Raw genomic sequence first — 25,273 nt, 5'->3', positions numbered from 1 at the left:
GAGATTAAACATAATAGAGGTGTAGAATGAAAATTTGTGTAAATAGTGTTGAAGATACATTGGCTTTAGGCAAAAAAATTGGGGAATTAGTGAATCCAGGTGATATTATTTGTATAGATGGTGATCTTGGCACTGGTAAGACACATCTTACAAAAGGCATTGCACTTGGTTTGGATATCCATGAATACATTACAAGCCCCACCTTTAATATAGTTAATGAATATAATGGCAGATTAAAATTATTCCATTTTGATGTATACAGAGTAAGTGATGTGGATGAAATTCAGGCTATTGGCTTTGATGAATACATATTTAGTGATGCCGTTTCAGTTATTGAGTGGTCAAAATATATAGAGCCTTTAATTCCTAAAGAACATTTAAGCATAAATATTTATAAAGATCCACATAAGGGTGAGGATTACAGGTGTTTTGTATTTAGTTATACCAGTTCAAAATACAAGTATGTAGATACTTTAAAATTATAGAGATAAGGAGAAATTTTTTATGAAAGTTCTTTGTATTGATACTGCCACAGAATCAGCAACCTGTGCAGTAATTGATGATAATAAGCTGTTAGGTGAAATAACAGTAAATCATACAAAACAGCATTCAGTTATTATGATGAAAATAATTGATGATTTATTATCATATTTAAAATTGAATATAAATTCCATTGATGGCTTTGTAGTTTCAAAAGGGCCTGGATCATTTACAGGTTTAAGAATCGGAGCTGCTACAGTTAAAGGATTATGCACAGGAACAAACAAGCCTTTTGTTTCTGTATCATCACTGCAGGCACTTGCTTATAACATGGCTTATACCAATGGTATTGTATGCCCTATAATGGATGCATTAAGAGGAAATGTGTACACTAATTTATTCTCATTTGATAAAGATCATCTAAAAGAATTATCCTCTGAAGAAATAATATCCATGGATGATTTACTATTAAAATTAGAGCATTACCAGCAGCCTATATGTTTCATAGGTGACGCTATAGATAAATTTAAAAGTAAAATACTATTGAAGTTTCCTAATGCTTTATTTGCACCAAGCCATTTAAATGTTGTAAAAGCTTCTTCATTAGGTGCTATAGGTATAGAACTTCTTAAAGAATCAAAAGAAGACAATATTTATAGTTTTTCTCCAAATTATATGATGAAATCTCAGGCAGAGCGTGAATATGAAAATAAGATAAGGAATGATAAAGTTGAATAATTCAGTTGAAATAAGCTGCCTTACCATAAAAGATATTGATGAAATATTAAACATAAGCAGACTTAGCTTTAAAACTCCCTGGAGCAGAGAATCACTAATAAAGGAATTAACTGATAATTCTTTTGCCAGGTATGTTGTTGCAAAGAAGGATGGTTTAATATTAGGTTATGGCGGTTTATGGATTATAGTAGATGAGGCCCATGTAACAAATATTGCAGTTCACCCTGAGTACAGAGGAACAGGGATTGGAAATATGCTTATGGATGCAATGATTGATATATGCAAATTAGAATTGGTTATAGGAATAACATTAGAAGTAAGAGCTTCTAACATAGCTGCAAAAAATCTTTATAAAAAATTTGGTTTTATTCAGGAAGGAATGCGTAAAGGATATTATGAGGATAACAATGAAGATGCTTTAATCCTTTGGAAGTACTTTACATAGTATAAATGCCCAGGTTAACCCGGGCATTTATTATTTTTACTTTAATATTAATCTGTTGTAATTTTTCTTTCCTCTTCTAATTAGCACACTGCCATCCTTAAAATCATCTATGTTTAATTTATGGTGTATATCAGTTATTTTAACATTATTAATAGTAAGACCGCCCTGCTCAATTAATCTTCTTCCTTCAGATTTTGAAGGTATTATCTTATTTTGTAAAAGAATATCCAATACAGTATTTTCTATAGCAGTCTTATCAATCTCACAGGTTGGAACATTGGCTAAATCCCTGCCGCCGGAAAATAAAGCTTCTGCAGCATCTCTTGCCTTTTCAGCTTCATCAGCACCATGCACTATTTTTGTAACTTCATAGGCTAATACCTTTTTAGCTTCATTGATTTGTGAGCCTTCCAATCTGCCTAATTCTCTTACTTGATCCATTGGTAAAAATGTAAGTAAGGCTAAACATTTTTCAACATCTGCATCATCAACATTTCTCCAGTACTGGTAAAAATCATAAGGAGATGTCTTTTCTTTGTCAAGCCATACTGCACCGCCTACGGTTTTTCCCATTTTCTTGCCTTCGCTGTTAGTTAATAAAGTAAATGTCATTCCATAGCTTGGCTTTCCTTCTTTTCTCCTTATAAGATCCACTCCGGCTAAAATATTTGACCATTGATCGTCTCCACCCAGTTCCATAACACATCCATATCTTCTATTAAGTTCAAGAAAGTCATATCCCTGCATAAGCATATAATTGAATTCAAGAAAAGACAAGCCTTTCTCCAATCTTTGCTTAAAACATTCTGCTGTAAGCATTTTATTAACAGAAAAGTGCACTCCAATTTCTCTTAAAAAATTAACATAATTTAAATTTAAAAGCCAATCTGCATTATTGGCCATAATAGCTTTCCCATCACTGAAATCAACAAGTCTTTCAAGCTGCTTTTTAAAGCACTCTCCATTATGATTAATCTGCTCTCTTGTCAGCATCTTCCTCATATCTGTTTTGCCGCTTGGATCGCCAACCATTGCTGTGCCTCCTCCTATTAAAGCAATTGGTCTGTGACCAGCCCTCTGCATATGAGCCATAACCATCATTTGAAGAAAATGTCCCACATGCAGACTGTCTGCTGTAGGATCGAAGCCTATATAAAAAGTTATTTTTTCCTTATCAAGTAATTCTCTTATTTCTTCTTCATGTGTAAGCTGCTTTATGTATCCACGTTCTACTAAAGTATCATAAACGTTCATTTTGTGTATTCCTCCTTTATCTGTTATATAGAAAGTATAAATAATATTCTTTTTTAGTATATAGTTTATTTTACAATTAATCAATAATGCGGCTGAATTCGTTAAACAGTACAAGAGACTGGAATCACATCCAGTCTCTTGAATATATAGGTTTTCTTTTTAAAGTTAACCGTAAAAGTAGTCTTATTTAAGCTACGTATTTTCTCATGTATTCAGGAATCTCCTGTTCGGCATTAATATTAATATAGAATGTAACGTTATAGTCTTTAACCATTTTCTCCATATAATAAAATAATTGTGCCGCATTCTGAACATTTTCATCTACAATATTAAACAAACCATCAATAAAGATAGTATTAATATCGTAGTTTTCGGACAGTATACCGCACAAAAAACCGTAAAAACTTTCAATATGTTTTAAGTTGAATTCATCAGTAGAAATAAATCTTATCCTTCTGTCTAACTCAAAAAGTGGTCTTTTATCATCGTCAATGTAAACCATATCGCCTTTGTTTTGAGCAACCATTTCATTGGCCAGATTAATCATTGCCTTTGTTTTTCCTGTACCTCTTTTGTTAAAAAATACATGAATCATTTTACCACCCCTTATTAATATTTTTAGGTGAGTTTAATTACCTAAATTATATAATATTCAGAATATTTATTCAATACTCTGAGCTATTCTGTTGATTAATAATATGTTATTTACCTGTAAAAATCTCCATTTTATTCAGGAAATCTACTGATTCCAGGTAAAATCACCTTGAGACAGTTTTCCCTTATACTGTTAACAAAGATTACTTTTCCTTTGCCCATAAAAGGCTTTTTAATGTGAAAAATATTATTGCCTGTGTTATATAATTTTTTTTCTTCATCTAATGTGAGCAGCTTTTCATAAATCCACATATTTCTTTTACCCTGAAGAAAATAATTTCCTTCACTAAATTTTGAAAATGCACCTGGAATGATTATATATATCTTGGAATATCGTATTATTACTTCTATTTCTCTGTTAAATATGGTGTAATCCCTGAATAGAACTGCATTTTTAACTACCTCAAATAAAGCATTAACCGGATACCTTTTGGGGAACTCTTCTAAAAAATACTTTTCTGTAAGGTTAAGCATTGTCAATAAATCACCTGTTATAAATTTACTGTGCCCAGAATTACTATTTACTATCTTTATCATATTATGTGGAATATATACATTATTTATTTTACAAAATACCAGTAATCCTCCAAGGGTAATAAGATAATCGTTTGATTCTTTATCCTGAGTTATTATTGAACCATTTTCCATTAACTTTAACCTGTTAGAGTCATTAACAATAATGCCCTGATTATAAAAATATTTATCAACCATTTTTAAATCAAGATGATTTATATCAGTTTTTACTATTGGACATGCTTCTATATTAAGTGAGAGATTATTTTGAAAAGCTGATACCAATTCCTGTTTTCTCATTATATCCGTAGTTGATCCCCGTCTGATATAAAAAGCCCCATTATCCCGTGACTGATATGGTTTCTGAGGCCCGTCATAAATATTTATAATCAGCAGTTTTTTATTTTCATGTATTACTGTTTCAATATCAATAGGTACTGGAGGATCGCATCTGCTGCTTACTATCTGCTGAATCTGCTCTTCAGTATAATCCATATTTTCTATACCAATAATATTTCTGGTTTTGTCCTCTACTCCTATAATTAAATATCCTCTGCCGCCTTTCGAATTTGCTATAGAGCATACATCTTTGGCAAGCTCCTTCCTGCCGCTTTCAGTTAGTAAGTCAATTTTGAGTTTAAAATCAACTTTAGTTCCTTCTCCATTTTTTAAAAGAAATTTTAGCTTTTTTAGATCCATATGCCATCCCTCAAAATATTCTTATTATTATTTTATGCTGATTTTACAATATTGCCACAATTATTTAAAGCTTTTAATATCTGAAGAACCTTCAATATCCACATTAACATCTAATTCTAAATCTGTGTCATTAATTAAATTATCAGGGGCAGGTTTATTAAATGTTCTTTCGTATATTAACTTCAGGAAAAAAATATCCAAATTCTTTTTCCTATAATTATTATAAACCAAATTACATGCTTTTGTTATATTATCCTCTGCAGTATTACTTATTTTTTTTAATGTATTCTTATCAAAGCTTAAACCTTTCTGTGCCTCAGCTATACTGGTTTTTACATTGATTTTCTTTTTTAATATATATTTATCTCCCTCCTTATAAAATTTTGTTTTTGTGGAACTGTTTAATATCTCCAAAGTTACAAATTGGCTTTTACTATCTGGATTTGAGACTTCAAGGGTTCCTGTTCTAATCTTATCAATTAAAAAATTATATCCCTCGCCTTCATTTCTTGTCATTATATCCTGCAATTTAAATTCCCCAATTACTGCTCCACCATTTATTTCTACCTTTATATCAGAAGCTTCACTTCTCACATCTATGGCCGTAACTACACAATCCACCTCTTGATAGCTTCTTACCAGGAAATCATTAGTATCTAATGCTACTGCTCTGGAGGATGATCCAAGGTTTTCTAAAAGATTATATATAAATACCCCTAAATATTCCTCTTCCTTTAAATCAATTTTTAATAATTCCTGAGGATCTCCCAGATAAACCACCACATAGGTGCGCAGTAATAATTCCTGATCTCTGTCAAAAAAATCTATTGTACTATCTAAGCCTTTTTCTGCAGCTCTTTTAGTGTAAATTATCACCTTATTTTGAGTAAAATTCAGCTTGAAGCTTGAAGTTAAATTTAAATCTCTGATTGCTTCAAGGTCAGTTTTGCCCTTTCCCTTGAAGAGTATTCTTTCTCCTTTTCCAGATGCACTTTGACTGCTTCTAAATGGTCTGAAAGCCTCTGCATATATTTCCACAAAATTTTCATCACTGCTGTCTACAATTACTGAAGTTACGTATAGTGCTTTTTCCAAATCCCTATAATTAAAGCAGCCCTCCATGGTGAAGCTTATTACAAATAATAGTAGCAGAAATATCTTTTTCATTTTTCACCTTCGTTATTAAAAATGCCTTTTGAAATTTCATCCAAATCTCTTCTGATTATTACATCTTTGAAATTAATGTTAGATTTATCTAATATAGGGAACAGGTAAGGATATCCACAGCTATCAAGTGATGCCAAATGGGAAACAAATAAGTATCCACCGATGATAAAACCTGCCAATCCAAGCAATGCAGAAAGTACTATTAATGTGCCATTCCAAAACACAATGCCACCATAAACCTTTGGAGATAAAAAAGAACATATTGAACTTAGCGCCACTACTACTATGGTACTTTGTGCGGCAAGTCCTGCTCCCACAGCTGCATCACCAAGGATTAATGCCCCAACTATACTCATTGCCTGACCTATAGGCTGCGCCAGCCTTATACCTGCTTCTCTAAGAAGCATAAAGAAGAAGCTCATTAATAAAACCTCTGCCACCACTGGAATTGGCACTCCTGCCCTTGATACAGCCAGTCTGAAAAGAAAATCTGTGGAAATTAATGAAACGTGATAGGTTTCAAATGAAACATAAAGCCCTGGTGCAATTACAGATATAATAAAAGCTGCCATTCTTATTATTCTGGCGGAATTTGCATAGTACTTATTTACATAATAGTCATCCGGCATTTGAAAATTTTCAACAAAAAAATATGGTGCTGTAATAACCATAGGAGTTCCATCCACAATAATTACTACTCTTCCTTCCAGCAGCTTTGAAGCCGCAATATCAGGTTTTTCTGTATATCCAACAGTGTCAAAAAAAGTTTTCTTATTTTTTAGCTTTTCCTCTAAATAATTAATATCCAAAATATATTTTAAATTATTATTTTTTATTTCATTTTTAACTCCATCTACTAAGGTTTTAGGAGCTGTTCCTGCAATATAGGCAAGTACTATTACAGTATTGGTGTCTGTTCCATATGTCATGCTTTCAAATTTAAGATCTTTATTTTTTATCTTTCTTCTTATTAAGGATATATTGTCCACGAAAGCCTCAGTAAAGCCCTCCCTTGGTCCTTTAAGCACTGATTCAACCTCAGGCTGGCTTACACTTCTCCTTACATATCCTTTGGCTTCTGTAAAAATCTTTTCCTGAACAAAGTCAAATACAATTAAAACGTCTCCTGATAATACATGGAGAAGGGCATCTTCTTTGCTTTTAACGTCTCCTATGGAATTTCCAATAAGGACTTTTTCTTCTATATAATTGATGTCGTCCTCAATGTAATAGTTTCTGAGAAACCCGCCAATTACATATTCACTTATAAATTTTGAATCACAAAGATTGTCTATAAAAAACAGGTTTATTAAACCGCAGCTGCATTTTAATGTTCTTTGCTTAAAGTCAGTATTATCTTTTAGAGTATTTTTAATAAATTCAACATAATCTTCATTCATTATGAATCACCATTAATATTGTTTGTATTTAATAGGATAATATTCTTTCAATTAGTGTAAACTATGTAAAAAGTAATAAGGAGCATTATGGTACCTATGGATGGATTATATAGCAAATATATCTTTTTTCTTATAATGGGAGTTTCAGTAGCATCGATAAAAACATATCCGTCTATTTTCTTTAGGGAAGGCAGAAATGAAAGCTGGATAGGTGTGATATGTGCATCTATTCTAATAGCTGTATATGCCGCATTTCTGGTTAAACACATTTTGAAGAAAGATAGCTTTTCCTTTCCCCAGTTTTGCCAGGATACATTTGGAAAAGTACTTGGTACTATTATAAAATTATTTTATTCAATCATATTGCTTTTAACCATGGTGGAAAGCTGCTCTGTTCCAGCCAGCTTATTCCATACCAATTTTTTTATTGAGTCTCCTATGTGGTATATACTATTGTTTTTTACCATACCAGCTGCTTACATAGTAAAAAATGGCGAAAAGTCAGTAATTGTGTCATGTATTATAGGAATCACAGGATCTATATTCAATGGTATTAATTTATATATGCTTACCTACAAATATAAAATATATAGAAGGTTATTCCCAGTATTTTTAAAGGGATTTACATTTCAGTCCCTATTTAGCTTTATAAAGATATTAGGTCTATTTTCATTTTTTATAATCCCATTAATGCTTATTGGAAGAATAAAAAATAAAGGAAATTTAAAAAGATCAATTATGGTGGGTGTCTTATTCACCTGTCAAATGCTGATAGTAAGTACAATAGGCACATTGGCAACATTTAATATAGAAAGATCAATAACCATATCCTATCCTAAAATGATTCAGACTCAGTTAATAAGAAGCATAAGATTTGAATTACTTGCAAGTGGTGAATTCTATGTAATATTTCAGGTTGTTACATCCTGGACACTAAAATATATAGTTACATTTACAGTTCTGCTGCTGCTGTTATCCAGCTTTAACATATTAAATAAAGTATCTAAAAACATTCAAATTATAATTATTACTTTCTTAACATATATTCTTGCATTAATTTCTGCTGGTAATTTATTAACCTTTTTTAATATATTAAATATCTTTGCATATATCTGCTTTTTTTCGTATTTTATATTGCCAATTATCATGATGGCAATAAGTTCTATTAAAAGCAGGCTATCAAAAGGTCAAAGCAATAATTAAGTCCCTCCATTAATAAAATATAAATTATTGCAGAAACTATATAGAAAGTAAAAGGGAGGAATTGTATGATTTTTTTGCGATGGCTTGGGAGCATTGTTCTGATTTTTTGGTTAATTGGATTAATTTTAAGAATTGGAGGAAGCCTGATAAATTTATTACTGCTTATTGCTGCCTTAGTATTTGTAGTGGATGTTATTTTAGAAAGAAAAAAATCTATGTAGACATTCCTTTTAAACTCTTTAAACTGCTGATATTCATTTATGTCAGCAGTTTTTATTTTTCACTAGTGAATTTCAATTTCCCACCTGCATAAAAAGTAAATATCTATATATTTAACTTTATACTTAATATTTAACTGTATACTTAATATACAAGTATATGATATAATTATTTTTGTTCATGGAAGGGGGATTGGACACTAATGACATTCATCAACAATTTAAAATCTAACAGTATTATAAACTTATTGAAGTCTATGCTCTTAACCATATTAAAATTTTTAGATAAGTATTATTTTATCTTTATAGGATTATATTTCTTAAAAGGTGCGATGCATACTGCCTTGCATGCTAAAACAGGAATAGATTATAAAGTTTACTTATTTTTGCTTGTACTGGCTGCATTTACAGCCTATAAGGATATACGAAATGATGTTAAAATAATTCCATTTTTGATGCTTGCAATTCCATATCTTTTATTAATATGGTATATATCAAAAAATGGATATGATTTTTGGGGGAAGATGCTTAAATGGCAAATTAGTCAGGGTTTTGTTGTAAACTGGAATAACTTGTTCAGTAAAATACCTTTTAATGATGCTTCCTTTGCCAGGATAATAAAAAATGATACATTGACCTGGTTCTTTAGACTGGTATATAATAACGGCTTCGTTCTTCCAGTTATGATTCCGTTATATAGAGCTGCAATTTCTAAGGACTTTAAAAAAATGTTAAGGTATACACTATCAGCGCATATATTTCAGGTATTTCTCATAACTCCATTTTATCTTATATTTCATGTTCAGGAGGTATGGTATGTACTTGGGCAGCCTGATGGACTGGCAAGACATTTAACTCCAAAGGCAGCTGCAGGGGTTACCCTTAATTGTTTTCCATCAATGCATACATCCATTGCATTTGCAATGTTTTTACTTGTACTTAGAGAAAAAGATAAAATTTTTAAATTCATTTGGGCTTTCTTCTGCTTATGTGTAGTTTATTCCACCATGTATCTTGAAATTCATTGGGTTATTGATGTAATAGGCGGTATTATTCTGGCAATTGTTACAGTAAAACTTGTAGACTTTGTTTTAGATAAAGGTGAGAAGCTTTTGTACAAGCCTTTGAGCAGATTCTATTATAGAGATTCAACCAGAGGATCAAAATCAACCACTATAAATAACTATTACCTAGATACTCTGTAATAATTTTGCTATGCAAAATTATTACAAATAACAAAGATTAAAGAATAAAGATTAAGTAAGGTAGTTTTTCTTTGCAGAAAAACCAAAAACTTAATTGATAAGGGACAGAAAAGCGGCATATGAATGCAATGAATATGGAAAATTATATTGGGAAAAGATTAAAGAACAGACTTTAATCTTTGGGTTTTAAGTGGCAGCCTATCGGCTCTGGATTTTTCAAATCCTTTTTTAACTCTATTAGTTAAACTGTAATTAGAGCCATCCTTGGTTCTTAAAACGCATGATTCACTCAGCAAATTGAATTTTAAGATTTTCGGTAAGAAAATCAACATTATTTGTTCTTTGGTCTTTAATCTTTAATCTTTGAAAAGATGCCTAAGCACTGCTTAGGCATCTTTTCCCATGTCTGATAATACTAATCCTTTATTATGTTCAAGAGCCCAGCTGATACCCCAGTCACTTTGGAATATTAACAAATCTCTATCCTTTAAATCCTTAACAATCTTAGTGTCGCTTGTAAGATTTAACCTTTCCAGATCAATATCTGTATCTTCTATCCATCTGACATATTTATAAGGTAATCTTTCCATTTTTATATCCACGTTATATTCATTTTTCAATCTATATTCTAATACTTCAAACTGAAGAACTCCAACAACTCCTACTATTATTTCTTCGATGCCTATATGAAGTTCTTTAAATACCTGAATTGCACCCTCTTGAGATATCTGAGTTATACCTTTAATAAATTGTTTTCTTTTCATGGTGTCTATGGTTTTAACTCTTGCAAAATGTTCCGGAGCAAAAACAGGTATGCCTTCAAACTTAAATTTTTTATTGCCTGCACATAAAGTATCTCCAATCCTGAAGATTCCAGGATCAAAAACTCCTATTATATCACCTGCATAAGCTTCCTCTATAATCTCTCTGTCCTGGGCTAGAAACTGCTGAGGCTGAGCTAATTTTATTTTATTTCCTCCCTGCACATGATATACTTCCATACCCTTTTTAAATTTTCCTGAGCAAATTCTCATAAACGCAATTCTGTCTCTATGAGCAGGATTCATATTAGCCTGAATTTTAAATATAAATGCAGAAAATTCATCATTAAATACATCTATTTCGCCTTTATCAGACTGCCTTGGAAGAGGTGGAGTAGTTAATTCTAAGAAATACTTTAAAAATGGCTCCACTCCAAAGTTAGTTAATGCACTGCCAAAAAACACTGGAGTTAATTCACCTTTGTTTACCTTTGAAGAATCAAATTTATCTCCAGCTATATCCAATAATTCAATATCCTCTTTAAGCTTATCATGAAGCCCTACGCCTAATAACTCACCAAATATTGGATCATCTACACTTCCTTCAATGGATTCCACCTCAGTCTGACCATGGTTTCCACCATTAAATACCTCTACCAGCTTTTTTTTTCTATCGTAAACACCCTTAAAATCTGCTCCGCTTCCTATAGGCCAATTCATAGGATAAGATTTTATTCCTAATACATTTTCTATTTCTTCCATTAATTCAAATGGATCTCTGCTTTCTCTGTCCATCTTGTTTACAAATGTAAATACAGGAATTCCTCTTAAGCTGCATACATGAAATAACTTTTTAGTCTGATCTTCTACTCCTTTTGCTGCATCAATAACCATTACTGCACTATCTGCTGCCATTAAAGTTCTATATGTATCTTCACTAAAATCCTGATGGCCTGGAGTATCTAATATGTTTATGCAATATCCATCATAATTAAACTGCATTACTGAGGAAGTAACAGAAATACCTCTCTGCTTTTCTATTTCCATCCAGTCAGAAACTGCATGCTTAGATGCTTTTCTTGACTTAACAGAGCCAGCTAATCTAATTGCTCCTCCATAAAGCAAAAGTTTTTCAGTCAGCGTAGTTTTACCTGCATCAGGGTGTGAAATAATTGCAAATGTTCTTCTTCTTTCAATTTCATTAAATAGTTCTGACACCGCATTTTCCCTCTTTTCTAAAAGTTTATGCTTCATTATTATAGCAGTTAACAAATAAGTTTGCAATTACGATATAATTATTATTATGCCAACGTTTACTATTCTTTATTTTATTTTACTACATGATATAATTATTTGTAGTAAATAATTATATTACTGTTACAATATATAAAAAAACTTAACGCTGGAGGATTAGTATGTATAAATTAGTAGCTTTAGATATGGATGGTACTTTATTAAAAGAAGATAAAACAATTTCATCTAAAAGTTTTGCTGCTATAAAATCTGCAAAAGAGAATGGTGTAAAAGTAGTTCTTACAACAGGAAGACCTCTTAAGGGAATTAAAAGATATCTTAAACAGCTTAATTTAGTAAATGAAGATGATTACGCTATTGCTTTTAATGGCGCACTAATACAAAATGTAAAAACTGGCAAAGTGATTTCTGAAAATATTATGACTCACGATGATCTTAAATACCTATATGATTTAAGCCTGAAGCTTAAAGTAAATATTCATGCATTGTCCTATGATTCTGTCCTAACTCCAAAGTTGAGTAAATATTCCCAATTAGAAGCAAGTCAAAATCAAATTCCGCTTGATATAGTTGATTTTAATAATTTAGATAGTTCAATTCCAATAGTAAAAATAATGTATATTGATGAAGCTGAAATATTGGACAGGGTGGTCAAAGATCTGCCTAAGCAGATATACCAGAAGTATACTGTTGTTAGAAGCTGTCCATATTTTATAGAATTTTTAAATAAAACTGTAAATAAAGGTTTCGGAGTTGAAGCACTGGCTGACAATTTGGGAATAAAAAGAGAAGAGGTTATCTGCGTTGGTGATGCAGGAAATGATATGCATATGATAAAATATGCCGGTTTAGGTGTAGCCATGGGAAATGCATTCCCTGAAGTAAAAGAAGCAGCAGATTACGTTACAAAAACCAATGAAGAGGACGGCGTAGCCCATGCCATTAATAAATTTGTATTAAACAAAAAAGCATGCTAGAAAAAATCTGGAGTGTAAACTCCAGATTTTTTAAAGATTAAAGAACAGATAACAAATAATGTAGATTTTCAGCTGAAGCTGAAAATCAATAATTTGAGTTTTGCCCTAAGGCAAAACAACATTATTTGATCTTTGTTCTTTGTTCTTTTCTACTTTAGTATAAATCCTATTTTTTTCTGCATTTTCCTAAGAGTTTTATTAGCCACATAGTTTGCCTTTTCAGCTCCTGCTTTGTATATTCCTTCAAGATATGATTTATCTTCCATTAGTTCTTTAACCTTTTTCTGAATTGGCTCGAGTTCTACAATTATTGCTTCAGCTACATCTTTTTTAAATTCTGCATATCCCTGTCCCATATATTTCTTTTCAATGTCATCACAGGATAAGTTTGTTAATACACTCAATATGCTCATTAAATTTTTTACTCCAGGCTGGTCATCACTGTATTTTACAGTTCCCAGGCTATCTGTAACTGCTCTGTTTATCTTCTTTCTTATAACATCTGGTGTATCCATAATTAATATATAGCTGTTAGGATTATCTGAAGACTTTGACATTTTCTTTGCTGGATCCTGTAAATCCATTATTCTGGCTCCAGAGTCTGGTATATAAGGCTCTGGAATAGTAAATGTAGGACTATAGGTATTGTTAAATCTATTAGCAATGTCCCTTGTTATTTCCAGATGCTGCTTTTGGTCTCCTCCTACGGGCACTAAGTCAGCTTGATATAACAGTATATCTGCAGCCATCAGCACTGGATAATTTAGAAGTCCCGCAGAAATACTGTCTCCATATCTTTTAGATTTATCCTTAAACTGAGTCATTCTGCTTAATTCTCCAATGTATGTGGAACAATTTAAAAGCCATGCTGCTTCACTATGAGCCGGCACATGAGACTGAATGAACATAGTATTTTTCTCTGGATCAATGCCGGAAGCAATATATATTGCAAGCACCTCTAAAGTTCTCCTTCTTAAATCCTTAGGTTCCTGTTTCACTGTTATAGCATGCAGATCCACTACACAATAATAGCAGTCATATTCATTCTGCAATTTTACCCAGTTTTTAATTGCTCCAATATAATTACCTAAAGTAAGATTTCCAGACGGCTGAATGCCACTGAATATGACCTTCTTTTTTTCTTCCACAAAAATTACCTCCAATTAAAATTATGTATACAAAAAGCCCTATAGCAAATGCTATAGGGCGAATTAGTCGCGGTACCACCTAAATTTGAGAAATATATATTTCTCCTCATAAAGATACACTAATGATATCCTGCTTTTATAACGTAAAGCATACGACAAAGGACTACTTATAATTCATCCTGCTTCTCAGGGACCCATTGGACTTAAGCATGGCTGCTGCAATTTCACCATGTGCAGCTCTCTTTGAACTTGTTTTTAAGTTTACTTGCTTCCCGTCAGTGAATTTAAATGTTTTGTTAAAATTATATTATGCTTTTAAAATTAAAATGTCAATATATTATTTTATTTTTTCCACAAACCATGTAAATTGCAATATTCTCTTGCATATAAAACTTCTTTATCTAATTTAAATACAGCTTCTGGTTTGTCTCCTGGTTTTAAGTATTTTCTATAAACTTTATTAGCTGTATGAACTTCTATCCATTCTATATAATGGTTATCAAGCATTGGATGTTCAACAGCACCAACTTTAACTAAAACTCCGCCATCTATTTTTTCAATTACTGGTACATGCTTTTCCACTGCAGCATCTGTTGTATTTTCTTTTAATAATGTCATTGGCTTGCCGCAGCAAACTAATGTTCCTCCTGATGGGTGCACAACCTCCACAATATTACCACATACTTCACATTTGTAAATTTGTCTTAACTCAGTCATTGTAAACCCTCCTTAAATCAATAATTATTAACAGGTACTTTTATATATCTATTAATAACTATTATTCGACATTTTTATAATAATTCCTCCTTTATTTATATGAATTTTTAAAGTTTTTACAACAATTAAATAATCACAGTAATTTTATATGTTCCTTTCTTTTCATATTTAATTAAATCATCCTGCTGTCTTTCCCCATTTAAGAAAACTCCTTTATTTTCGCCCCTATTGATGTGAATATAATAAATGGAATCATTATACTCATAAGTAATGCTGTACTCATTCCATTCATTTGGAATGCAGGGTGATATTCTAAAACCTTTACCTTCCTCCAGCTTCAGACCAAGTATTCCTTCTATTCCAGTTCTATACATCCACCCTGCTGCACCAGTGTACCAGCTCCATCCGCCTCTTCCCTCATGAGGCTCTTTATCATATATATCAGCAGTCATCACATATGGCTCGGTTTTGTATACCTCACACTCAAGATGTGACCTGGTATGATTTATTGGATTTATCATATTAAATATCTTCCAGGCCTTATCTCCAAGTCCCATTCTGCAATATGCTGCTATAACCCATACAGCGCCGTGAGTGTACTGACCTCCGTTCTCTCTTACTCCCGGCACATAACCTTTAATATATCCCGGTTCTAATGAGCTGTTATAGAAAGGAGGTGTTAAAAGAAGCACCATTCCTTTATCATACTTAATTAAATTTGTTTCAAGTGATTCCATAGCTTCTTTTGCTCTTGATGGCTTTCCTGCCCCTGATATTACCGACCAGCTTTGTGCCAGTGAATCTATTTTACATTCTTCATTTTCAGCAGAGCCTAAAGGTGTACCATCATCAAAGTATGCTCTTCTGTACCAATCTCCATCCCATGCATACTTCTCCAGATTTTCCTTTAGATGATCTTTAACCTGAATATATTTATCAGCCTTCTCCCCATGATTTTTAAATCTGCACAGTTGAGCAAACTTATCAAGAATGGTATATAAAAACCAACCAAGCCATACGCTTTCACCTTTACCGCCATTTCCAACTGTGTTCATACCATCGTTCCAATCTCCAGACCCCATTAGCGGAATGCCGTGACTTCCAAACTTAAGAGACCTGTCAATTGCCCTTATACAATGATTGTAAATAGTGTCCTCTCCTTCAGTATCTGATATTATGCTGTATCTTTCATCTTCTCCTTCTTCAAGGGGCTTATCTTTTAAATATGGCTGCTTTTCCTCAAGTATAGAATAATCTCCGGTATTTTTAATATAATCTGCGGTTACAAATGGCATCCACAGTAAATCATCTGAAAACCTTGTTCTTATGCCGCTGTTTATAATTGGATGCCACCAGTGCTGTACATCTCCTTCTGCATATTGTCTTGAAGCACTGTGTATTATTTGATTTCTGCATATTTGTGGATTCAAATACAAAGCTGCCATGGAATCCTGCAGCTGATCTCTAAAGCCAACAGCTCCCCCGCTTTGGTAAAAGGCTGTTTTAGACCAAAGTCTGCAGGAAATTGTCTGATACATAAGCCATCCATTTAAAAGTATATCCATTGTTTTATCTGGAGTCTTGACTTTAATTTTACCTAAAATATCACTCCAGCCTTTTTTAACAAGTAAAAGTTCATTGTTAACAGCATTAATATCACTGAATTTGTGAACTATGTCATTTATGTTTTCAATACTTTCATCTTCGCCTAAAATTATAGTTAAATACTTTTCTTCGCTGGGTTCCAAATTAACCTTACAGCTCATGGAGATACAAGGATCAAATCCGCTGCCAGCTGTATTGGATAATCCAGCTTTCTTTAAAGCTTTAGGGAATTCTATTGATCCTTCCCTTCCAAAAAACTCTTTTCTGTTACCAGTGTAGGATATATCATCTCCTCCCATTATTTTTAAGTATGCATAAAGCTTATTAAAATATTTGTTGTATGGATTATTAGCATAAATATACTGTTCATCATGGTTATAATACGTGGAAATATACTGTGCTGTGTGCTCAGGATTCACTCCTAAAACCATTCTGGCATAATAAGTTATGGATATCTTTCTCTTTTCATTAGTATTATTTTTTAATTTTACAATACAGAGTTTTGCACTGTGTTCTTTAGCAGCAAACATGGTAATCTCTCCAATTATTCCTTCAAATTCATGAGTGAAAATTGAATATCCAAATCCATGTTTAATTATATATTCTCCATTGTCCCGTACAGGTTTAGGTGATATACTCCACACCCTGCCATTATCCTCATTTCTTAAATATATCTCTTCACTTTCTCCATCTTCTACAGGATCATTTGTCCAGTTTGTAATTTTATTTTCTCTGCTGTTCTTATACCATGAATATGAAACACCATTTTCCGAAACATTAAACCCGAACCTGCCGTTAGATATTACATTAATCCATGGTGCAGGTGTGTTTCTGTAATTGTTTAATATGATATTATATTCATTATTTTTTAGATCAAAGCCTCCATATCCATTGAAATATTCCAACTGGGGTTTTTCATGCTTATATGGAATGTAATTATGTTCAATTTTACTTACTGGAAGCTCTTGTACTTCATCCAAGACTTTATTGATGTTTTTTATCTGGCTTATTAAACTTCCCTTATCTGAATTTATAACTAATCTTGCTATAGCTGATATAAACCTAATGTCATCTTCCGGCATGGTAGACCTGCTTAGTAAGAATATGCCTCCTGATTTATTCTGCTTATCCCTGGCATGGCTTGATGCTATAAATTCTTGTAAAGAATGCTGCAATGATTGATCATAGGTGCTTTCCTCCATATTTACAATAACTAGATCAACTTTGAGACCTTTAGCACTCCAGTATTGGTGTGCATTAAGCATTTGCCTTACCATGTCAATATGGCTTTCTTTACTTATAATAAGCAGTACAATTGGTAAATCTCCAGATATCCCATAAGGCCATAGATTACTTTGAAATTTTGATATTGATTTTATTTCATTTTCCCTATCTTTAAATGTGGTGTTCAAAAATAATATATTTGACGCCATTAGCTGATACATATTTGCCTGGGATGATTTTATACCTAAATACTTCATTTCTAATTGTGCCTGAGTCCAGGATAGTTTAAATATTCTATCCACATTATGCATATTATTATACTTTTTAGCTAAATCAAGCACTTCATCTCTTGTATTTGATATTCCTATTGTATATGCAGCCTTTATAGTACCTCCAGGCGGAATTTTCACCCTTACTCTCATGCTGATTATTGGATCTAAAACTGCCCCTGCTGTATTTTTAAGCACTGAATCCTTTTCCATAACTTGTGGTGAAGTTAAATTGTTACATCTTCCTATAAAATTAGCCCTATTGGTTTCATATTGTATTGGTCCAATTCTTTCTCCATCAATACATACAGTTTCCATAGTCCAAGGCTGCTTTCCGCCTTTTTTTCTTACCCTTCTGTTAGCAGTTATACAGTTTAAGCTTTCTATAAATTCAGTGCTTATAAATAAATTACTAAAGGCAGGATGAACCAGGTCAGTGTTATATTCAGCAAGGGTGATCTCACTATAGCTGGTAATTTCAATTGTTCTGCTGTGATCACTATGATTTGTAATGTTTAATCTTCTTGTTTCACAGTTATCTTCATTTGAAACTGCAATTTCCGTTCTGGTTTCAATGTTACCGTCTTTTCTTAAAAATTCTGCCTTATCTAAAGCAAATGCAACTTCATACTTATCTCCAGTGCATTTGCATGGCTCAAAGGCAGCACTCCAGTAATCTCTTGAATTTACATTTCTAATATAAAAAAATGTTCCTTTATTATCTCTTGTTACATCCTCTTTCCACCTGTAAATAAGCATATTGTCAAGCTTTGAGTACCCAGTTCCGGAATTTGTTATCATTAATGAATAGGCTCCATTTGATAATAAATGTGTTTCTGGTATCTCAGTATTTGCTGTGGTGTATTTTCTAACAATAATATTGCTTTTTTCAAAGCTGGAATTACTATAATCAATTATCTGTTTTCTATCGTATATTACTCTATTTGAAACCTTCTCCTGAAGCAGCAGTTCCGTTGCCTTAACCATTGGTACCCTGTGAAATCTTTCCTGTAATATGTTTTTATTCAAAACATTATCCAAAGCCATAAAGCCCATGCCTTCATGGTGAACCATAAAACATTTTACAATTGCCTTTCCTTTTCCTTTTGGCAGTCTTTCATTAGTATAATCTACAGATTCATAAAATCCATATTTCCCAATAAGTCCTTCTGAAATCAGCCTATTTACATTTTCCATTCCATTTTGCAAATCTATCTGAAGTGCTAATAGTGTAGAATACGGTGAAATCACCAATTCATTGGAAAGTCCTCTCTTTAAGCCTATTCCAGGCACTCCAAAAGCCTTATACTGATAATTTAAGTTTAAATCAAAATTATAAAAAGCTGATTCTGAAATTCCCCATGGAACTCTTCTTTGTTTACAATACTTTCTCTGACCATCAATAACGGCCTTATATGTTTCATCTAATAATGTATTTGGAAAGCTTTTCATTATTAGTAAAGGCATAAAGTATTCAAACATTGTACCGCTCCATGACACCAATGCCTTACTTTTAAATATAGATGTAAGGGCTCTGCCTAATTTGAACCAGTGTATTTGTTCAACATCACCTTTTGCAATAGCAACAAAGCTTGCCTGCCTGGCTTCTGATGCCAGCAGATCATAATAGCTGTTTCCCAGTGAATCTCTGTTAATATCATATCCAATAGAAAAAAGCTGCCTTTTTTTATCATAAAGCATGGTAAAATCAGTTGAATCTGCAATAATAGTTAATCTTCCCATAATGTCTTCAATGTTATTTACTAACTTATCTGTTTCTTTGGCTCCACTTTCAATTAAATCGCATAATTCTAAATACAACTTATCATGTTTATTAGAAGAAATGACTTCATAATCAGTAATTATTTCTTTAGTTTTACTGCTTAAATCTTTTATGGGTACACTTGAAAAAATATTCATAATGCTTTCTTTTTCATCATCATTTATTTGAGAAGATTCTAAAATGGTGTCAAGCCATGGCATAAACCTTTCTATTTCTCTTAAATCATTTGACACATTTTTTTTTACTTTATTTACCCAGTATAATTTATTAATATCAATTGTGTTTCCCAATTCCTCAGTTTTATTTAATACATTGATTAAAAGTCTCCTCCAATAAGTTATACTGTACTCATGCTTGATTTCTCCATTTAATATAATTGAATAAAAATCTTTTATATTAAGTTCTTTGTAAATATCATCATCTGCAATATGAAGCAGATCCTCCAAGCCTTTAATCTGATTTTTATTTACTATAGGCTTTGTAAGATATTCTTCTAAAGATGCTGAAACTTCCCATAGATAGCCTACTAAATTTCCACTGTCAACAGTAGAAATATATTCTGGTTTCAAGGTATCTTTTGTCCTGGTATCATACCAATTATAAAAATGTCCTCTGTATCTTTTTAGTCCCTCCATACTGCTCAGTATCTTTTCAATTCTTTCTACTGTGCCTGAAATTCCAATATACCCTAAATCATATGCTGCAATATTAGATGTGAGTCCCATAGCCATATTTGTTGGAGATGTTCTATGTGCAACTCCATTGCTGGGATACTCCTGATAATTATCCGGTGCCAGCCAATGGTTCTCATCATTTACAAAGTCCTCAAAATATGCAAAGGTTCTTCTGGCAATTTTCCTAAGTTCCATTTTTTGTTTATTATGCAGCTGAAATGGTACTTTTTTTCCATCCTTACTTATATAATAAGCAATATAAGGACTTAAGAACCAAACAATTACAGTTGGCAGCATAATCAGAAATGCCTCAAAAGATCTGGCTGCAGCAACAGCCCCTGTGAATAAAGCCAAAGCACTGGCTATCCACATAGCTTTGATATAATATTTTAGCTGCTTTCCAGTCTGAGCTTCAGCATCTGCAGCAGTCTGCCATTCCAGCAGATTCCTCTTGCTTACATAAACTCTGTAAATAGTCCTTATAATTGCATCAAGCATTAACCAGGATACATAGGGCAGAAAACAAAATATTAAAAATATCTGCTCTACCATGGTTTTTCCGTTGTTTACCTTACCTGAAAGGCTTATGCCCTTTATTGGTGCTACTACTGCTTCAGATACATCAAAAAGCATAGGAGCCAGTAATGCTATAACAGCAATAGCAAACCATCTCTCACTTTTAGGAAGAATACTAAATGATAGTAAAGTTAATACAACAAGTGAAACTGGCAATAAGCTCCTCCTGATATTATCAATGATTTTCCACCTGGATATTGCATTCAAAGATGATTTTTTAAAAATCCATGGGATTAACTGCCAGTCACCTCTTACCCACCTGTGCAGTCTTTTGCAGCTGGATAAATAAGAAGAAGGATACCCATCTATTAATTCTATATCTGTAGCCAAAGCAGCTCTTGTATAGCAGCCTTCCAGCAGATCATGACTTAACACAGAGTTTTCAGGTATTTCATTGCTCAATATAAGATTAAATACATCTATATCGTAAATTCCTTTTCCTGTGAAAATTCCCTCCCCAAAAACATCCTGATAAACGTCTGATATAGCCGTAGTATACATGTCAATACCTGTTTCCCCGGAAAATATCCTTGAAAATAAGGTCTTGTTTGCACTTGTTGTACTTACACTTATTCTAGGCTGAATAAGCCCATATCCTCTTAGAACCTTATTATTCTTTAAATCCAAATAGGGCTTATTTAATGTATGGCTTATAGTTCCTATTAATTTTTTTGCACAGTCTCTTGGAAGCTGAGTGTCAGCATCCAAAGTTATTACATACTTTACATTTTTTAAGTTGCTTATATCACCGCTGAGCACATTATAACTTGTATTATTGGAGCCTCTTATTAAAGCGTTGAATTCCATTAACTTTCCGCGCTTTCTTTCCCAGCCCATCCACATTTTTTCTTTATCATTATACTTTCTGACTCTGTTAAGAAAATAAAAAATATCCTTTTCACCGCTGCAATACTTATCATTTAGATATCTCACATGGCTGAGAGCTCCCTTAACTATTCCATTATCATCAGTTTCTTTCTGATTATGGCTATCCTTAAAATCTCCTAATAATGCAAAGTATACATTTTTCTCATTATTTGCAAGATAGTATACCTCTATACTATCTAGTAATTCATGCACCCTCTTTTCATTATTTATAAGTGCCGGCACTACCACCACAGTGGTAACTTCCTCAGGTATACCGCTTGCAAATTCCAGCTTTGGCAAAAATGATGGTTCTAAAAGATGGTTAATGCTCCAGTGAAAAATAGAAATTACTATTTCACTGCATGGAATTATTATGGCAGCAGCAGCAATAATATACTTCCAGAGTATTGGGTTTCTATCCTCTGCATATGTATTTCCAATTATTAGAGCTACAAAAATAAATATCCCTGCAGTTATTGTTCCTAAATACAACGAAACAGCATTGTGCTTTATTTTAGATTTTATTTTTCCATATAAGTTGGGCTTATATCCCATCTTTTCCTTCAAACATGATATACCTTCATCCGTAATATAATAGCCTACATGTTTTAGATACTCTCTATTTTGCTGCACAGTATTTTCCTCAGCACATTCTACAGCCTTTTTAGCTATATAAGATTCTGGTATTTTTGTTTCTCTCCAAAGCTTCTCAATACAATGTCTATAGTAGTCCCTGGACTTAAAATCCATATTATTATAAATTGACGATGGGTCTTTTCTTAAAATCTTTTCAACATAACTTAACTTCTCAAAGCATTGCTTCCAATTTATAGATGAAACTTCTCTTATGCCTGTTATACTGTTTCCTATAGATAACTGAAAGCCAGCCTGAAGCTGGTGTTCTATTTTTATCATTCTTTCAATGTTAGTTTCCTGCAGATCCAGCTTTTCACCTATCCATTTATAGATTTCAATATTATCTATTCCATTATCCCTTAAGGCTTTAATAAATCTTTCAATATAATGTGGAGACAGCTCACCGGCTTTTTCTAACTTAAGGGCTGAAAGTTCGCTTTGAAGATTGTTTCCACTTATGGCATTAATTAATGTATCTGCATTAATGTCAGCTTCCCTTTTATCCTTCTCTGAAAGAACCAGCTTTTCACATACTCTGCCAATGTTCTGTATCAATGCAGTCCTAATCATTATTGGAAGTGCCCATAGTTCTCCGCTTGTTAAAATGGTGCTTTCCTGATAAGCATTAATAAAGGATTCTATTATGTCCTCATCCACTCTTCCATCAGTATGAGATACCAATTCTACTGCAATATGATAAATTCTTGGATAGTTTTTCATAATGCCTTGGTCAATTACAGGCAGATTTTTATAATAGTGTGCCGGCATGCTGCGGATTATGTCTTTATATTCTCTTTCTATTAAATATAAATTATCAAGAAGCCATTCTGCTGCAGGTACTAATTCTCTTTTATTTTTGAAATTTTTATCTATATATAAATAACATTCTAATATTTTTTCATAGCTTTCTTTTAAACTTTTAATTACTTTTTTCCTGCAGTTTGTTCTGCCGGCAGCTGAATATTCATTTGATATTTTTCCTGCATGTTTTTTTAATCCTTCTTTATCTACATTTAAAGAAGGAACATCATTCATAATATTATGTTCATTACAAAGGTTTCTGTTTATTGAAAAGTAGATTATTGCTCCAATAACCGCAGCTGATATAATATAAACATAATACATAGAAAACCATCCTTTCACTGTATGAAATATAATAACATACCTAAAAAATTGTGCTTTAATTATTATATCCATCAGCCATAAAAATATGTTTTCTATGTTATTATCCACTAATTTCTATTATCTCAATGACAATTTTACATATATTTTATCTTCAATAAGTAATATGAAAATTTCTAAAAATAAGTACTATAATATTTAGCTTTTAAAAATGATTTTAAGATCTTTTATAGAATTATATATATAGACTAATGATAATTAAAAGGAGATAGTTTGTATGTTACAATTAAGCAAAAACGATAAAGATAAGGTGTTGGAAGCTATAAAAGAAGGTAGGATTGATGCTGCTGACGTAAGTTTCCCTAATCTTATAGATACAATAGTATTAAAAATGAAAAATATAGGACTTATAGATAAATTGGCTGAAAGTTTTAAAGATAAGAGAAAACAAAATAAACATATTCCATTTCATATACTTATTGCGTTAGCAATTACAGCAAAGATGAAACTTAAAACCAGCTTGACAGATGTCGCCTTTGCTGTGACTGATGGTGAGTTATTATCTGAACTAGGATGGAATATGTGGGATACCAATAAAAACCTTGAGGAAGGATTATTCGCCGAAGGCATTATGAGAAATTTAATTCAAAAATATGATGCTGAGGAGTTTATAGAGTCTTATAATAATTATGTCCAAAATGTAGTTATGCCATCTCTTAACATAGCTCCATCTATACATATTCTTGATTGCACTAAAATACATGTGAATTTAGATAATGTAAATTATGAAAATTCTGAAACTATAAAAGATGATGGAAAAGTGATTCGTGGTTATAAAATGGGAACATTAAGAGGTCTTATGGATGATTCGGGAATTATAGAAGAGATAGTTTTTGATTCTATAAAGCCTCATGATTTAGAACTTTGTAGAAATATGATTTTAAAAAGTAAATGTTTAAAAAGTGGAGATATTCTCATAAATGACAGGGGATTTATTTCTCGTGATGTTATTAATTTTTTGAAGCTTGAAAAGCAAGTGGATACATATGTACCTGCAAAAAAGAACATGGCAATATACCAAGAAGCTGTAAAAATAGCAATCTCCGAAGACAAGTGGCAAAAACACCCTAACAAGAAAAGGAAAACTCAAGAAATACACCTGGTTAAGGATCTAGGTATGATGTGGCAAAGTAATACACCAGATAAAGATGTTGACTTGTGCGCCTGTGTCGTTCATGATAAAAAAGATAATGAATACTACGTATTTTTAACCACAGACACAAGTAAAACTGCAAAACAAATAATAAATACTTATGAACTAAGACCAGAAATTGAAGAAGACTATAGACAAATAAAAGACTTTTGGAAATTAGAAGATTTTAAGAGTACAAAATATAATTTTATAACTTTTCATATAGTTATGACACTCATTGGCTACATGTATTTTCAACTATTCAAAAACATGGAGGAGGGAAATAAGTATTCAGGCAAGTCCCTCCCTGTAATTATTAAGAATTATAAAGAAGATAAGCAAAAGTCAGTTATAATATATTCTGGTCAATATTTTGGCGTATTTTCCTTTATTGAATTTATTCAATTGTATGCTGGCTGCTCCGCAGAGGTAAGGAAACTTCTTGATCCAACCTTGGCTTTAGTATAGCAGGGTTGGAGGGCTACGCCCAAA

At 32.3% G+C, this 25,273-nt stretch carries 17 protein-coding genes and 1 other annotated feature; of the genes, 8 read left to right on the top strand and 9 right to left on the bottom strand.

The window, feature by feature from the left end; all coding sequences use genetic code 11:
* Window positions 1–26: 26 nt before the first annotated feature.
* The 3 genes from tsaE to rimI are packed head-to-tail and all read left to right on the top strand — an operon-like array spanning window position 27 to window position 1,663.
* Window positions 27–485, top strand: coding sequence for a tRNA (adenosine(37)-N6)-threonylcarbamoyltransferase complex ATPase subunit type 1 TsaE (tsaE, locus tag EQM05_RS02855; RefSeq protein ID WP_128748646.1), 459 nt, complete (start codon window positions 27–29; stop codon window positions 483–485).
* Window positions 486–504: 19 nt separating this feature from the next.
* Window positions 505–1,218, top strand: a complete 714-nt coding sequence (gene tsaB, locus EQM05_RS02850) for a tRNA (adenosine(37)-N6)-threonylcarbamoyltransferase complex dimerization subunit type 1 TsaB (RefSeq protein ID WP_128748645.1) — start codon at window positions 505–507, stop codon at window positions 1,216–1,218.
* Complete coding sequence (gene rimI, locus EQM05_RS02845) at window positions 1,202–1,663, top strand: ribosomal protein S18-alanine N-acetyltransferase (RefSeq protein WP_128748644.1); 462 nt, start codon at window positions 1,202–1,204, stop codon at window positions 1,661–1,663. Before tsaB ends, rimI begins: the two co-directional genes overlap by 17 nt.
* 36 nt (window positions 1,664–1,699) lie before the next feature.
* Here the strand turns inward: rimI and tyrS are convergent, their stop codons facing one another.
* From tyrS to EQM05_RS02820, 5 genes are all read right to left on the bottom strand, one after another.
* Complete coding sequence (gene tyrS, locus EQM05_RS02840) at window positions 1,700–2,917, bottom strand: tyrosine--tRNA ligase (protein WP_128748643.1); 1,218 nt, start codon at window positions 2,915–2,917, stop codon at window positions 1,700–1,702.
* Window positions 2,918–3,104: 187 nt separating this feature from the next.
* Window positions 3,105–3,512 carry a hypothetical protein gene (locus EQM05_RS02835; protein ID WP_128748642.1) on the bottom strand — a complete coding sequence of 136 codons (408 nt, stop codon included), beginning with the start codon at window positions 3,510–3,512 and terminating at the stop codon, window positions 3,105–3,107.
* Between the two features lie 131 nt (window positions 3,513–3,643).
* Window positions 3,644–4,783 (bottom strand): RNA-binding domain-containing protein, encoded by a 1,140-nt coding sequence (locus EQM05_RS02830; RefSeq protein WP_128748641.1) that lies wholly within the window; start codon window positions 4,781–4,783, stop codon window positions 3,644–3,646.
* Between the two features lie 60 nt (window positions 4,784–4,843).
* Window positions 4,844–5,950: a Ger(x)C family spore germination protein gene (locus tag EQM05_RS02825; protein ID WP_128748640.1), complete on the bottom strand. Its 1,107-nt coding sequence runs from the start codon at window positions 5,948–5,950 to the stop codon at window positions 4,844–4,846.
* Window positions 5,947–7,350, bottom strand: coding sequence for a spore germination protein (locus EQM05_RS02820; RefSeq protein WP_128748639.1), 1,404 nt, complete (start codon window positions 7,348–7,350; stop codon window positions 5,947–5,949). Before EQM05_RS02820 ends, EQM05_RS02825 begins: the two co-directional genes overlap by 4 nt.
* A 96-nt stretch (window positions 7,351–7,446) precedes the next feature.
* Between EQM05_RS02820 and EQM05_RS02815 the strand changes: the two genes are divergently transcribed.
* From EQM05_RS02815 to EQM05_RS02810, 3 genes are all read left to right on the top strand, one after another.
* Window positions 7,447–8,553, top strand: coding sequence for a GerAB/ArcD/ProY family transporter (locus EQM05_RS02815; RefSeq protein ID WP_205694161.1), 1,107 nt, complete (start codon window positions 7,447–7,449; stop codon window positions 8,551–8,553).
* A 65-nt stretch (window positions 8,554–8,618) separates the two neighbouring features.
* Window positions 8,619–8,774 carry a DUF5670 family protein gene (locus tag EQM05_RS15650; RefSeq protein WP_164917174.1) on the top strand — a complete coding sequence of 52 codons (156 nt, stop codon included), beginning with the start codon at window positions 8,619–8,621 and terminating at the stop codon, window positions 8,772–8,774.
* Window positions 8,775–8,974: 200 nt separating this feature from the next.
* Window positions 8,975–9,976, top strand: coding sequence for a phosphatase PAP2 family protein (locus tag EQM05_RS02810; protein WP_128748637.1), 1,002 nt, complete (start codon window positions 8,975–8,977; stop codon window positions 9,974–9,976).
* Between the two features lie 386 nt (window positions 9,977–10,362).
* On the opposite strand, the gene EQM05_RS02805 is transcribed toward EQM05_RS02810, so the two are convergent.
* The gene (locus EQM05_RS02805; protein WP_128751018.1) at window positions 10,363–11,955 is read right to left on the bottom strand and encodes a peptide chain release factor 3; all 1,593 of its coding nucleotides are present in this window, start codon (window positions 11,953–11,955) and stop codon (window positions 10,363–10,365) included.
* Between the two features lie 197 nt (window positions 11,956–12,152).
* On the opposite strand from EQM05_RS02805, the gene yidA reads away from it, so the two are divergent.
* Window positions 12,153–12,968 (top strand): sugar-phosphatase, encoded by an 816-nt coding sequence (yidA, locus tag EQM05_RS02800; protein ID WP_128748636.1) that lies wholly within the window; start codon window positions 12,153–12,155, stop codon window positions 12,966–12,968.
* A gap of 149 nt (window positions 12,969–13,117) precedes the next feature.
* Here the strand turns inward: yidA and trpS are convergent, their stop codons facing one another.
* The 3 genes from trpS to EQM05_RS02785 form a co-directional block, all read right to left on the bottom strand.
* Window positions 13,118–14,116 (bottom strand): tryptophan--tRNA ligase, encoded by a 999-nt coding sequence (trpS, locus tag EQM05_RS02795; protein ID WP_128748635.1) that lies wholly within the window; start codon window positions 14,114–14,116, stop codon window positions 13,118–13,120.
* A gap of 51 nt (window positions 14,117–14,167) precedes the next feature.
* Window positions 14,168–14,404, bottom strand: a binding site (T-box leader).
* A 54-nt stretch (window positions 14,405–14,458) separates the two neighbouring features.
* Complete coding sequence (locus tag EQM05_RS02790) at window positions 14,459–14,833, bottom strand: desulfoferrodoxin (RefSeq protein ID WP_128748634.1); 375 nt, start codon at window positions 14,831–14,833, stop codon at window positions 14,459–14,461.
* Window positions 14,834–14,958: 125 nt separating this feature from the next.
* On the bottom strand, window positions 14,959–23,592 hold the full coding sequence (locus EQM05_RS02785) for a glucoamylase family protein (protein ID WP_128748633.1): 8,634 nt from the start codon (window positions 23,590–23,592) through the stop codon (window positions 14,959–14,961).
* 274 nt (window positions 23,593–23,866) lie between these two features.
* On the opposite strand from EQM05_RS02785, the gene EQM05_RS15645 reads away from it, so the two are divergent.
* Window positions 23,867–25,249 (top strand): transposase, encoded by a 1,383-nt coding sequence (locus tag EQM05_RS15645; protein WP_164917173.1) that lies wholly within the window; start codon window positions 23,867–23,869, stop codon window positions 25,247–25,249.
* The last annotated feature ends 24 nt before the right edge of the window (window positions 25,250–25,273 follow it).

This window comes from Clostridium sp. JN-9, from assembly GCF_004103695.1.
Taxonomy (GTDB): Bacteria; Bacillota; Clostridia; order Clostridiales; family Clostridiaceae; genus JN-9.
Note: the sequence above shows the minus strand (reverse complement) of the source record. Positions and strands in the feature narration are given on the sequence as shown.

Excerpts from the sequence above, each read along its gene's own strand:
- EQM05_RS02830 (WP_128748641.1), bottom strand. The coding sequence starts at position 4,783 with ATGGATCTAAAAAAGCTAAAATTTCTTTTAAAAAATGGAGAAGGAACT.
- tsaB (WP_128748645.1), top strand. The coding sequence starts at position 505 with ATGAAAGTTCTTTGTATTGATACTGCCACAGAATCAGCAACCTGTGCA.
- EQM05_RS15650 (WP_164917174.1), top strand. The coding sequence starts at position 8,619 with ATGATTTTTTTGCGATGGCTTGGGAGCATTGTTCTGATTTTTTGGTTA.
- EQM05_RS02810 (WP_128748637.1), top strand. The coding sequence starts at position 8,975 with ATGACATTCATCAACAATTTAAAATCTAACAGTATTATAAACTTATTG.
- tyrS (WP_128748643.1), bottom strand. The coding sequence starts at position 2,917 with ATGAACGTTTATGATACTTTAGTAGAACGTGGATACATAAAGCAGCTT.
- yidA (WP_128748636.1), top strand. The coding sequence starts at position 12,153 with ATGTATAAATTAGTAGCTTTAGATATGGATGGTACTTTATTAAAAGAA.
- EQM05_RS02820 (WP_128748639.1), bottom strand. The coding sequence starts at position 7,350 with ATGAATGAAGATTATGTTGAATTTATTAAAAATACTCTAAAAGATAAT.
- rimI (WP_128748644.1), top strand. The coding sequence starts at position 1,202 with ATGATAAAGTTGAATAATTCAGTTGAAATAAGCTGCCTTACCATAAAA.
- EQM05_RS02785 (WP_128748633.1), bottom strand. The coding sequence starts at position 23,592 with ATGTATTATGTTTATATTATATCAGCTGCGGTTATTGGAGCAATAATC.
- EQM05_RS02790 (WP_128748634.1), bottom strand. The coding sequence starts at position 14,833 with ATGACTGAGTTAAGACAAATTTACAAATGTGAAGTATGTGGTAATATT.
- EQM05_RS02815 (WP_205694161.1), top strand. The coding sequence starts at position 7,447 with ATGGATGGATTATATAGCAAATATATCTTTTTTCTTATAATGGGAGTT.
- EQM05_RS02835 (WP_128748642.1), bottom strand. The coding sequence starts at position 3,512 with ATGATTCATGTATTTTTTAACAAAAGAGGTACAGGAAAAACAAAGGCA.
- EQM05_RS15645 (WP_164917173.1), top strand. The coding sequence starts at position 23,867 with ATGTTACAATTAAGCAAAAACGATAAAGATAAGGTGTTGGAAGCTATA.
- tsaE (WP_128748646.1), top strand. The coding sequence starts at position 27 with ATGAAAATTTGTGTAAATAGTGTTGAAGATACATTGGCTTTAGGCAAA.
- EQM05_RS02825 (WP_128748640.1), bottom strand. The coding sequence starts at position 5,950 with ATGAAAAAGATATTTCTGCTACTATTATTTGTAATAAGCTTCACCATG.